This window comes from Streptomyces anandii JCM 4720, assembly GCF_014650655.1.
GTDB classification, from domain to species: Bacteria; Actinomycetota; Actinomycetes; order Streptomycetales; family Streptomycetaceae; genus Streptomyces; species Streptomyces anandii.
Window position 1 is genome coordinate 430,992 of record NZ_BMVJ01000004.1, and the last position, 11,557, is coordinate 442,548.

12 protein-coding genes and 1 tRNA gene are annotated in these 11,557 nt (G+C 73.8%); 5 read left to right on the forward strand and 8 right to left on the reverse strand.

The annotated features are described in order from the left end of the window. Positions 1 to 749 (reverse strand): HAD-IIB family hydrolase (locus IE249_RS10650; RefSeq protein WP_229858037.1); only part of this gene is annotated, 749 nt, incomplete at its 3' end. 196 nt (positions 750 to 945) lie between these two features. Here IE249_RS10650 and IE249_RS10655 point away from each other — a divergent pair. From IE249_RS10655 to IE249_RS10675, 5 genes are all read left to right on the forward strand, one after another. Further along, entirely contained in the window at positions 946 to 1,758 is an 813-nt protein-coding gene (locus tag IE249_RS10655) for an SAM-dependent methyltransferase (protein ID WP_189704518.1), read from the forward strand. Between the two features lie 61 nt (positions 1,759 to 1,819). Next, on the forward strand, positions 1,820 to 3,220 hold the full coding sequence (locus tag IE249_RS10660) for a type I glutamate--ammonia ligase (RefSeq protein ID WP_189704519.1): 1,401 nt from the start codon (positions 1,820 to 1,822) through the stop codon (positions 3,218 to 3,220). Next, the gene (locus IE249_RS10665) at positions 3,220 to 4,392 is read left to right on the forward strand and encodes an amidohydrolase family protein (protein WP_189704520.1); all 1,173 of its coding nucleotides are present in this window, start codon (positions 3,220 to 3,222) and stop codon (positions 4,390 to 4,392) included. The genes IE249_RS10660 and IE249_RS10665 overlap by 1 nt, the downstream gene beginning before the upstream one ends. A gap of 34 nt (positions 4,393 to 4,426) precedes the next feature. After that, entirely contained in the window at positions 4,427 to 4,954 is a 528-nt protein-coding gene (locus tag IE249_RS10670; protein WP_189704573.1) for an NUDIX hydrolase family protein, read from the forward strand. Between the two features lie 103 nt (positions 4,955 to 5,057). Then, entirely contained in the window at positions 5,058 to 5,891 is an 834-nt protein-coding gene (locus tag IE249_RS10675; protein WP_189704521.1) for a COG4705 family protein, read from the forward strand. Between the two features lie 204 nt (positions 5,892 to 6,095). Here IE249_RS10675 and IE249_RS10680 read toward each other — a convergent pair. The 7 genes from IE249_RS10680 to IE249_RS36870 all read right to left on the reverse strand — a co-directional run. After that, positions 6,096 to 6,169, reverse strand: a tRNA-Pro gene (locus tag IE249_RS10680). Positions 6,170 to 6,274: 105 nt separating this feature from the next. Next, the gene (locus IE249_RS10685) at positions 6,275 to 7,693 is read right to left on the reverse strand and encodes an MFS transporter (RefSeq protein WP_229858040.1); all 1,419 of its coding nucleotides are present in this window, start codon (positions 7,691 to 7,693) and stop codon (positions 6,275 to 6,277) included. An 80-nt stretch (positions 7,694 to 7,773) separates the two neighbouring features. Then, entirely contained in the window at positions 7,774 to 8,133 is a 360-nt protein-coding gene (locus tag IE249_RS10690) for an MmcQ/YjbR family DNA-binding protein (protein WP_189704522.1), read from the reverse strand. 30 nt (positions 8,134 to 8,163) lie between these two features. Continuing rightward, a complete protein-coding gene (locus tag IE249_RS10695) occupies positions 8,164 to 8,745 on the reverse strand; it encodes a GNAT family N-acetyltransferase (protein ID WP_189704523.1) in 582 nt (193 codons plus the stop codon). A 160-nt stretch (positions 8,746 to 8,905) separates the two neighbouring features. Next, a complete protein-coding gene (locus tag IE249_RS10700) occupies positions 8,906 to 9,808 on the reverse strand; it encodes a LysR family transcriptional regulator (RefSeq protein WP_189704524.1) in 903 nt (300 codons plus the stop codon). 64 nt (positions 9,809 to 9,872) lie between these two features. Further along, positions 9,873 to 11,066: a glycine C-acetyltransferase gene (locus IE249_RS10705; RefSeq protein WP_189704525.1), complete on the reverse strand. Its 1,194-nt coding sequence runs from the start codon at positions 11,064 to 11,066 to the stop codon at positions 9,873 to 9,875. Between the two features lie 42 nt (positions 11,067 to 11,108). Further along, on the reverse strand, positions 11,109 to 11,557 hold a 449-nt coding region (locus IE249_RS36870), incomplete at its 5' end, for a zinc-binding dehydrogenase (RefSeq protein ID WP_229858043.1).

Sequence of the window (11,557 nt, forward strand, 5' to 3'; positions counted from 1 at the left end):
GACCACTCGGCCGCGTCCAGCATCTCCAGGTCGTTGAGGTAGTCGCCGAACACCATCGTCTGTGCCGGGGTGATCCCGAGCTGGCGCTGGAGGCCGCGCAGTGCGGCGCCCTTGTTGGCGGTGCGGTTCATCACGTCGACCCAGTGCTCGCCGGAGACGACCACCTGGTGGTCCGCGGCGAAGCCGGCCAGGGCCGGGGCCGTGGTCCGCTCGGCGGAGCCGAAGTCGAAGAGGGCGACCTTGACGACCTCGTCCTGGACGGCCGCGAGGTCCGTGACGATCCGGTGCCGCACGTAGTACTTGCGCACCTCGGCCAGGAAGGCTTCGTCGGTCCGCTCGACGTACGCCGAGCGCTTCCCGCACACCACGGCGCCCACGTCCACGCCCCGCGCCCCGAGGCCGCGCACCGCGTCGACGAGGCGGGCGGCGACGCCCGGACCCAGCGGGTCGGAGCTCAGCTCCACTCCGTCCCGTACGACATAGGTGCCGTTCTCCGCGATGAACACCATGCCCTCGCCGGCTCCGGCGAACTGCTCGGCCAGCGTGGCGTACTGGCGGCCGCTGGCCGGGCTGAACAGGATGCCCCGCCGTCGCATTTCGGCCAGGGCGGGCCACAGTCCGTCGGGGATCCGCTTGGCGTCGTCCAGGAGCGTGCCGTCCATGTCGGTGACGATCAGCCGTATGTCGGCGGGGCCGTCCGCGGGCGTGGCGGCGGTGGGCAGGGGCGAGGTCGAGGCAGTGCTGGGCATGTCCTTTTTCCGTGCTGGGAGCGGCCCCAGGGAAACACGCCCGGCTCCTCCCGGGCAAACACGACCTGGCCGAAAAACGCGGGTCCGCCGCCGGCGGCTCGGCCGATTCCGGGGACAACGTGATCACCCGGCGGCACAATGGCGGCGACGGCCGCACAGCAGGCGGCGGGCGACGGGACGAACCAGGAGCGCAGACGTGAGCGAGAGCCGCACCCCGCCGGGCGGGTCGCCGAGGCTGAACACCGGCGTGGCGCACAACGCGCGGGTGTGGAACTACTGGGTCGGCGGCAAGGACAACTACGAGGTCGACCAGCAGGTCGGCGAGCACGTCGCCGGCATGTTCCCGGTGATCCGGGACGTCGCCCGCGCGGACCGCGAGTTCCTCGGCCGGGCCGTGCGCCACCTGACCACCGAGCGGGGCGTACGCCAGTTCCTCGACGTCGGCACCGGGCTGCCCACCGTCGACAACACCCACGAGATAGCGCAGCGCATCGCCCCCGAGTCGCGCATCGTCTACGTCGACAACGACCCGATCGTCCTCGTCCACGCCCGCACCCTGCTCACCAGCACCCGCGAGGGCGTCACCGACTACATCGACGCCGACGTGCACGACCCGGACGCCATCGTCGAACGCGCGTCGGCCACGCTGGACTTCGACCGTCCGATCGCGGTGATGATGCTGGGCATCCTGAACTTCGTGCTGGACACCGGCGAGGCCCGCGACATCGTGCGCCGCGTCATGGACGCGGTGCCCTCCGGCAGCTTCCTGGTCCTGACGCACCCCACCTTCGACGCCGACCTCGGCGGCGAGGGCAACCTCGCCGCCATGGAGTTCTGGAACGCCAACGCCACCCCGCCGATCACCGCCCGCGGCCGCGCCGAGGTCGCCGCGTTCTTCGAGGGGCTCGAGCTGGTCGAGCCGGGGCTGGTGCCGTGCTCGCAGTGGCGCGCCGAGGGCGACCTGCCCGCCGCCGTACCGCAGTTCGGCGCGGTCGCCGTGAAACCCTGACGCGAGGCCGGCACACCGGCCGCCGGAGCGTGCGCGCACGCCCGAGTTCCGAGGAGGCCGTATGACCACCCTCGCCGACCCCGTGCCCGGCGGGCGTCCCGGTGACGTCGAGCGGGCCACCGCGCTCGGCGGCGAGCTCGCCCAGCGGGGCGTGCACGGCGTCGTCCTGGCCTACGTGGACACCGCGGGCGTGGGCCGCGTCAAGACGGTCCCGGCCGCGAAGCTGCCGGCGGCCGTGGCCTGGGGCGTGGGCATGTCCCCCGTGTTCGACACCTTCCTGGCCCACGACTCGATCGTCACCACCGACGTCCTCGGCTCCCCCGACGGCGACCTGCGGCTCTACCCGGACCTCGACCAGCTGGCCGTCCTTTCCGCCCAGCCCGGCTGGGCCTGGGCGCCGGTGGACCGCATCACCCAGGAGGGCGAACCGCATCCGGGGTGCTCCCGCACCTTCCTGCGCCGGGTCGTCGCGGACGCCGGGCGCCGGGGGCTGACGTTCCGGGCGGCCATCGAGATCGAGTGGGCCTTCGGCCTGGAAAACGCCCCGGAGGGCGAGTTCGTGCCCGCGGTCTCGGGTCCTGCCTACGGTGCCGTACGGCAGGTGGAGCTGAGCGACTGCACGGCCGACCTGCTGGCGGCGCTCGCCGCGCAGGGCGTGGACGTCGAACAGCTGCATCCCGAGTACGCGGCCGGGCAGTTCGAGGTGTCGGTCGGCGCTCTGGACCCGGTGGCGGCGGCCGACCGGAGCGTCCTGGTGCGGCAGACCGTGCGGGCGGTGGCGCGGCGGCACGGGCTGCGGGTCTCCTTCTCCCCCGCCGTACAGGCGCGGGGCGTCGGCAACGGCGGTCATGTGCACCTCTCCGTCTGGCGCGACGGGCGCAACCTGCACTCCGGCGGCGACCGCCGGTACGGCATGACGGCCGAGGCCGAGTCCTTCGCGGCGGGGCTGCTCGCGCGGCTGCCCGCCCTGACCGCGGTCACCGCGCCGAGCCCGGCCAGCCGTCTGCGGCTCAAACCGTCGCAGTGGGCGGGCGTGTTCACCGCCTGGGGCCGCGAGACCCGCGAGGCGGCGGTGCGGATCGTCACCGGCATCCACGGGATCCGCGACCGGGCCGCCAACCTGGAGGTCAAGCCGGTCGACCTCGCCGCGAACCCGTATCTGGCGCTCGGCTGTCTCATCGCGGCGGGTCTGGACGGCATGGACGGCTCGGCGGTCCTGCCCGAGGAGACCACCGGGGACCCGGCCCGGCTCGGTGAGAACGAGGCGGCGGCACGGGGGGTGCGGCGGCTGCCGGCGTCGCTAGCGGAGTCCGTCGCCGCGTTCCGCGCGGACGAGGTGCTGCGCGGCGCGCTGGGGCCGGTGCTCGCCGACGCGGTGACGGCGGTGCGCGAGGGCGAGATCGCGGCCGTGGAAGGTCTGGACGACGAGCGGGTCGCGGCGGCCTACCGCTGGACGTACTGATGGGCCGGGCAACCGGAGCCGGGCCGGTCCGGGAAGCGCTGGCCGCGCTGCCGCTGGTGGACCACCACTGCCACGGGGTGGTCGACGCCGAGCTGGACCGGCCGGGCCTGGAGTCGCTGCTCACCGAGGGCGAGGCCTGGCCGGGCGGCGGCGTCTCCCCCTTCGACAGCCCCGTGGGCGTGGCCGTCCGCCGCCACTGCGCACCCGTGCTGGACCTGCCCCGCCACGCCCCGGCCGACGCGTACGCGGCCCGGCGTGCCGAGCTGGGCGCCCCGGAGGTCAACCGGCGGTTCCTGGCCGCCTCCGGCACACGTGTGTTCTGTGTCGACACCGGCTACGCGCCCCAGCCGCTCACCACCCCGGCGGAACTGGCCGCCGCCGCGGGCGGTGACGCGACGGCCCACGAGGTCGTACGGCTGGAGGGCGTCGCGGAAGCCGTGGCGGCGCGCGGGGTCGAGCCCGGCGAGTACGGCACGGTGGTCGCCGAGGCCGCGCGGGAGGCCGCGCGGCGGCCGGGAGTGGTGGCGGTGAAGTCGGTGGCCGCCTACCGCACCGGCTTCGTCCTGGACCCGGCACGCCCGTCCGCGGCGGAGGTCACCCGGGCCGCGGCCGGCTGGCTGGGGCGCGGGGGTTCGCGTCTGGACGACCCCGTGCTCGTACGGCATCTGCTGTGGACGGCCGTCGACCTCGGGCTGCCGCTGCAACTGCACACCGGGTTCGGCGACGCCGACCTGCGCCTGCACCGGGCGGACCCCGCGCTGCTGACCGACTGGCTGCGGCTGACGGCGGGCACGATCCCGGTCATGCTGCTGCACTGCTGGCCCTACCAGCGTCAGGCGGCCTATCTGGCCGCCGTGTTCGAGCGGGTGTACCTCGACGTGGGCCTGGCCCTGCACCACGTCGGCCCCGCCCGGGCCCGCGCGGTCCTCGCCGAGGCGCTGGAGATCACCCCGTTCCGCAAGCTGCTCTACAGCTCCGACGCCTACGGGGTGGCCGAGTTCCACCACCTGGGCGCGGTGGCCTTCCGCCAGGGCCTGGCCGCCCTCCTCGGGGAACTGGTCGACGCCGACGAGCTGAGCCCGGCCGACGCCCTGCGGATCGCCCACTGGACGGGACGCGACAATGCCCGGCGGGTCTACGGCCTCGACGGCCTCCCCGATCTCCCCCACTGAGCGCCACTGAAAGTATGATCAAGCAATGTCTGACATGACCGAAACCATGCCCGGCTGGCTGAGCACCGACGAACTGGAGTCGGCGCGCGCCCGCATGCCGATCCTGTACGTCGAGGCGGTGCCCGTGCGCGTCGACGACAGCGGCGAAGTGACCAGCATCGGCCTGCTCCTGCGCATCGGACCGGACGGAACGGTCAGCCGGACCCTGGTCTCCGGCCGCGTGCTCCACCACGAGCGGGTGCGCGACGCCCTGCTGCGCCATCTGGAGAAGGACCTCGGCCCGGTGGCGCTGCCCCGCGTGCCGGCCTCCCTCCAGCCGTTCACCGTCGCAGAGTACTTCCCGACGGCCGGCGTCACGCCGTACCACGACCCGCGCCAGCACGCCGTGTCCCTCGCCTACGTCGTCCCGGTCACCGGCGACTGCCGGCCCCGGCAGGACGCCCTGGACCTGGTGTGGTTCAGCCCCCAGGAGGCGGCCTCCGAGGCGGTGCAGAGCGAGATGCCCGGCGGGCACGGGGTCCTGCTCAAGCAGGCGCTCGCCCACGTGGGTCTCGTGAGCTGACACCGGCCACCGGGGCCGCTTCGGCAACACCTGCACCAGAGCTCCCAAAACCCTGGCAAAAGGGGCTGGGAGAAGATCGTCCGATCATGCGATCGTGCGCGGCATGAGCACTGAGCACGTCCTCGACGACCGCCGCGACGATCACCCGCAGCGCCCGCCGCACCGGACCCGTGCCCGGGTCCGCGTGATGGCGAACAAGGTGCCGGAGGTGACCGTCTGGTTCTGGGTCATCAAGGTGCTGACCACCGGCATGGGCGAGACGGCCTCGGACTGTCTGGCCCGTCTGCTCGGCCCGGTCCCGGCCGTCGCGCTCGGCGGCCTCGCCCTGGTCGCGGCGCTGGTCGTGCAGCTGTCGGTGCGCCGGTACGTGGCCTGGATCTACTGGACGGCCATCGTCATGGTGAGCGTGTTCGGCACCATGGCCGCCGACGTCCTGCACGTGGGCCTCGGCGTCCCGTACACCGTCTCCACGCCCGCCTTCCTGCTCGCGCTGGGCATCGTCTTCGCCCTCTGGTACGCCGTCGAGCGGACCCTGTCCATCCACAGCGTGCACATCCGCCGCCGGGAGGCGTTCTACTGGGCGGCCGTGCTGGCCACCTTCGCCCTCGGCACCGCGGCGGGCGACCTGACCGCGACGGCGGGGTTCGGCTACCTCGGCTCGGTCGTCCTGTTCGGCGTGGCCATCTGCGTGCCCGCCCTCGCGCACCGCGGCGGCATGCTGGGCGCGGTGGCCGCCTTCTGGACGGCGTACGTCGTCACGCGCCCCCTCGGCGCCTCGATCGCCGACTGGATGGCGCTGCCGGCCGCCCGGGGCGGGCTGGATCTGGGCCTGGGCCCGGTCACCCTGTCCTGGACGGCCGCCATCCTCGCCCTCGTCGGCTGTCTGGCGGTCTCCCGCGCGGACGTGACGCCGCGGCCGGGCTCCGTCACGAGGTGATCGGCCGCCGCCGACCGGGCCGGCGAGCCGGCGAGCCGCCGTCCCGGTCAGGCGCCCGCTGTGCCCGCCCCTGCGCCCTCCCAGGAGTCCCCGGAGACATCAGACGTCCGATGTGAACGTGTTCACCGGTTTCCGGAAAACGAACAAAGGCCGTACCGGTTGCCCTGATACGGCCTCTGACACGCTGACCCGCGTCTTCGCAAGTCGGGACGACAGGATTTGAACCTGCGACCCCTTGACCCCCAGTCAAGTGCGCTACCAAGCTGCGCCACGTCCCGTTGCCCGTCTGACCTGGGCTTTCCCCTGGCCGACCGCGCAGGAAAACCATACCGCACTCGGATCGGTCCTCGCGCACGCCTTTTTGGCTCCGCGACGCCGTGCCGTCAGCGTCGCGCCGCGCGCACCCGCCCGCGGACCGCTCCGGCGCGGGGGGCGAGGGTGTGCGCGTCGGCGCGTATCAGGTCGCGTATCGCGGGGACCGCGAGCAGCGCGGCCGGTACGACCAGGCTCATCGCCCCGGCCACCAGCAGGACGTGCCCCGCGCCGAGGAACGCGGCGGCGGGACCTGCGAGGGCCTGCCCCACGGGCATCATGGCGAGCGAGCCCGCCACGTCGTAGGCGTGTATGCGGTTGAGGACGTCGGGCGGGACCTGCGTCTGGACGCTGGTCGCCCACATCACGCCCCAGAACGACATCCCGGCCCCGGCGACCGCGGCTCCGGCCGCCATCGCGGGCACGCCGAGACCGGCGCCGACGGACGCCGGGAACCCGGCGAAGGCGAACAGGGCGACCGCGCCGGCGCGCAGCATCCGGCGGGGGCGCAGCCTCAGGGCGAGGAAGCCGCCGACGACGGTGCCCGCGCCGAGCGCGGAGTTGACCAGGCCGTAGGCGCGCGGGCCGTGCTGCTGGACCACCTCGGTGGCGACCAGCGGGACGGTCGGTCCCCAGACCGCGATCATGTAGAGGCACCACACGGCTATGACGCCCCACAGCCATGTCCTGGCTCTGAACTCCCGCCAGCCTTCGGCCAGATCGGCCCTGAAGGAGCCGCCCGCACGGTGCTCCCGCGGACCGGCGCCGGCCTCGCCGCCCGCGCCGCCCGCCCCCGATGCGGCGGGCGCGGCGGGTACGCCGGATGCGGCGGGTGCGAGCCGGGGCAGGCGGAGCAGCAGCAGGCACAGGGCGCTGACCGCGTAGGTGCCCGCGTGGGCGGCGAACACCGAGCCCGGCGAGGCGAAGCCGACCAGGAGGCCGGCCACGGCGGGCCCGGCGAGCTGGGCGGCGGACTCGGCGATGCGTATGGCGCCGTTGGCCGCCTGGATGTCGGAGGCGAGCCGGGGCACCGTACTGGCCACGCCCGGCTGGAACACGGCGCCCGCCACGCCGTTGACGAAGCCGATGGCGCAGATCTCCCAGAGCACCACATGCCCTGAGTAGAACAGCGCGGCCGCGAGGGACTGGGTGCCCAGGCGCACCAGATCGGCGCCGATCATCAGTCTGCGGGTACTGAACCGGTCGGCGATCACCCCGCCGAAGACCACCAGTCCCGCGAAGGCGGCGGCCGTGGAGGCCATGGCGAGGCCGACCGCGCCCGCGCCGTACCCGTGCTCCAGCAGGCCGGCGGCGAGGGCGACGGGCAGCATGGTGTCGCCGAGCCGGGCGACGGCCCGTGCCACGAAGAACAGGGCGAAGTCGCGCGACCACACCGTCCGCGGCCCGCCGCGGTCCACGGCCGTGGCAACGATGTCCTGCGTGCCCGCCGCCTCCCCGGGCGACGACTGCGACGACGTCCCACCGCTCATCCCCGGCACCCCCTCCCCTGCCGCCTCCCCCGATCCGCCTTCGGATCATGCCACGGCCCACTGACATCGCCACCGGCCATTCAGCGTCCGGTCGGCAGTCCCAGCTCCGGGTGGGCCTCCAGCAGCCGGGTCGGAGCCGCCTGCCGCCAGGAGTCGGCGAGGATGTCGCGCAGCTCGCCCTCGTCCTCCAGGGCGTCCAGGCGCACCCGGATCCAGGCGAACTGGGCCTCGTGGCCCGCGATCCAGAACTTCTCCGGCTCGGCGAGGACCAGTTCGTCGCGTTCCTCCTTGGGGCAGCGCACGGCGACGGAGGTCTCGTCCTCCGGCAGGGTGGCGAACATCTTCCCCGCGACCCGGAACGTGGGCATGCTCCAGGCGGTCTTCTCCGCCGTGTCCGGCAGGGACAGCGCGATACGGCGTACGTCTTCGGCATCCGGCATGTCACGCACGCTAGTCCGTGCCACTGACAGTCAGCCGTGACGGGCGCCCGCCCCGACCTGCTTGTAGTACAGGGTGGTCGGCCGCAGGACCCCGCCCGGGTCGGCCGCGTAGTCGGGGATCGCCCCGACGCGGGTCCAGCCCGCCGAGTCGTACAGGCGCTCGGCGGCGCTGCCGGTCTCCGTGTCCAGGTGCAGCAGGGTGACGCCGGCCTCGGCCGCCGCGCGCTCGGCGGTGTTCAGCAGCCGGCGTCCGAGGCCCTCGCCGCGGGCGGACCGGTGCACCATCAGCTTGACCAGTTCGGCGCGATGACGGCTGTTGGGCTTGTCGGGGAAGGCGAGGCTCACCGTGCCGACCGTGCGGCCCTCGCCGTCGTGCGCCGTCCACACGGCGAGCCGTCCCTCGGACACGCCCGCCACCCGCTCCCGCCACCAGTGGGCGGCCTCGATGGCGCTGAGGGGCGCGAGGAATCCCACGGAGGCGCCGTCCGCCACGGTGTCCACCAACAGCCGGGCCAACTCCTCGACACGGGCGGCCAGTTGCGTCGCGTCGAGCCGGTTCACGCACGCCGTCCCGGCCGCACCACCACCGGCGACCCGCTGCCCTTCGTTCATGTCCGGGAAGGTACCCCAGCCCCGGAACACGCGTGTTACCGACCGCTCACACCGGGCACCACACGAGCACGGCTCGCGGCCAGGGCCTCTCTTCCGGACCGGGCCGACTCCGAGTTGCCTCGCCTCCCCGCGACCAGCGGCAAGATCCGGAAGAGAGGCCCTAGGTCCGTGCCGCCTCGCCCAGCGCCTCCAGGACCGGGCGGATCAGCGGGTGTTCCTCGGCGCCCCGGCGCACGGCGGCGAAGACCCGGCGCGTGGGCGCCTCCCCGTCGACGGGGCGCACGACCACGCCGGTGAGGTCCATGCCGCGCAGCGCGGAGCGCGGCACGAGCGCCACGCCGACGTCGGCGGAGGCCAGGGCCACGACCGCGCGGAAGTCGTCGGAGGAGTGCTCGAGCCGGGGCTGGAACCCGGCGCTCTCGCAGGCCAGGACGACCACGTCGTGGCAGGGGTTGCCCGGATAGGGGCCGATCCAGGGGTCCTTGGCGAGTTCGGCGAGCGGGACCTCGGAGGAGCCGGCCAGCCGGTGGGCCACCGGCACGACCGCGTCGAAGGGCTCGGCGTAGAGCGGTACGTGGGTCAGGCGCGGATCGTCGGCGGGGGGCGCCCCGCGGTACTCGACGGCGACGGCCACGTCGACCTGACGGTCCAGCACCATCGGCAGGCTGGCGTCGCCCTCCGCGTCCTGCACCCGGATGCGGATGCCGGGCGCGACCGCGGCGAGGCGGGCGACCGCGGGCGCGACGACCTCGGCGATGCCGGTGGCGAAGGCGGCCACCGTCACCGTGCCGGCCTGGCCGGAACCGTACGCGGCGAGCTCGGCCTCGGCCCGCTCCAGCTGGGCGAGGACCACGTGGGTGTGGCTCAGCAGGATCTCGCCCGCCGGGGTCAGCCGCACGCCCTTGGCGCCCCGCTCGACCAGCCGGTGGCCGGTCTCCTGTTCCAGGGCGGCGAGCTGCTGCGAGACGGCGGAGGGCGTGAGGTAGAGCGCGGCGGCAGCCGCCGTCACCGTACGGTGGTCGGCCACCGCCCGGAGGATGTGCAGCCGCCGCGCCTCGATCATGCGACCGATTATCGCAAGTCACCCGGCCCGCGGGACACGCGGACCGCGCCGGCCGCGCGCCCGGTCAGTTCTCCAGTTCGGCGCGGGCCGCGACGAAGGCGTCCACGGCCCGGTTCACGTCGTCCGTGGAGTGGGCGGCGGACAGCTGGACGCGGATGCGGGCCTGGCCCTGCGGGACGACCGGGTAGGAGAAGCCGATCACGTACACGCCCCGCTCCAGCAGCAGCTCGGCCATCCGGCCGGCCTTCGCCGCGTCACCGATCATCACCGGGGCGATCGCGTGGTCGCCGGGCAGGACGTCGAAGCCCTCCCCGGTCATCCGGGAGCGGAACAGCGCCGTGTTCTCGGCGAGCCGGACCCGCAGGTCGTCGGCCGACTCCAGCAGGTCGAGCACCTTCAGCGAGGCCGCCGCGATCACGGGCGCGAGGGTGTTGGAGAACAGGTACGGGCGCGAGCGCTGGCGCAGCAGGGCCACGATCTCGGCGCGGGCGGCGACATAGCCGCCGGAGGCGCCGCCGAGCGCCTTGCCGAGGGTGCCGGTGATGATGTCGACGCGGTCCATGACGCCGTGCAGCTCGGGGGTGCCCCGGCCGCCGGGGCCGACGAAGCCGACGGCGTGCGAGTCGTCGACCATGACCATCGCGCCGTGGCGTTCGGCGAGGTCGCAGATGTCCGCCAGCGGCGCCACGTAGCCGTCCATGGAGAAGACGCCGTCGGTGACGACGAGCTTGCGGCGGGCGTCGCCGGCGGCCTTGAGCTGCGCCTCCAGGTCGGCCATGTCGCGGTTGGCGTAGCGGAAGCGGCGGGCCTTGGACAGGCGGATGCCGTCGATGATGGAGGCGTGGTTGAGGGCGTCGGAGATGACGGCGTCCTCGGGGCCGAGCAGGGTCTCGAAGACACCGCCGTTGGCGTCGAAGCAGGAGGAGTACAGGATCGTGTCCTCCTGGCCGAGGAAGGCCGAGAGGCGGGCCTCGAGCTCCTTGTGCACCTCCTGCGTGCCGCAGATGAAGCGCACGGAGGCCATGCCGTAGCCCCAGCGGTCCAGGGCCTCGTGGGCGGCGGCGATCACCTCGGGGTGGTCTGCGAGGCCGAGGTAGTTGTTGGCGCAGAAGTTGAGGACCTCGCCGGGGCGGCCGCCCGCGGTGACGTTCACGGTCGCGGACTGCGGGGTGCCGATGACCCGCTCGGGCTTGTGCAGGCCGGCGGCGCGGATCTCGTCGAGGGTGGCGCGCAGGTCGTCGCGCACGGAGTCGAACATGGAGGGGCTCCTTGAAGGTGCTGGCTCAGGAGGAGGGTGGGGTCAGACGGTCCAGTCGAGGATGACCTTGCCGCCCCTGCCGCTCGCGGCGTCGGCGAAGGCCGCCTCGAAGTCCGCGTAGCCGTACCGGCCGGTGATCACCGGGGCAAGGTCGAGACCGCCCTCCAGCAGCACCGACATGGCGTACCACGTCTCGAACATCTCCCGGCCGTAGATGCCCTTGATGGTGATCATCGAGGTGACGATGCGGGCCCAGTCGACCGGGAACTCCTCGGCGGGCAGCCCGAGCATGGCGATGCGGCCGCCGTGCGTCATGTTGGCGATCATGTCGCGCAGGGCCTCGGGCCGGCCGGACATCTCCAGGCCGATGTCGAAGCCCTCGCGCAGCCCGAGCGCCCGCTGGCCCTCGGCGATGCCGGCGTCCGAGACGTTGAGCGCGAGGCTGACGCCGATCTTGCGGGCCAGTTCCAGGCGCTCCTCGCTGACGTCGG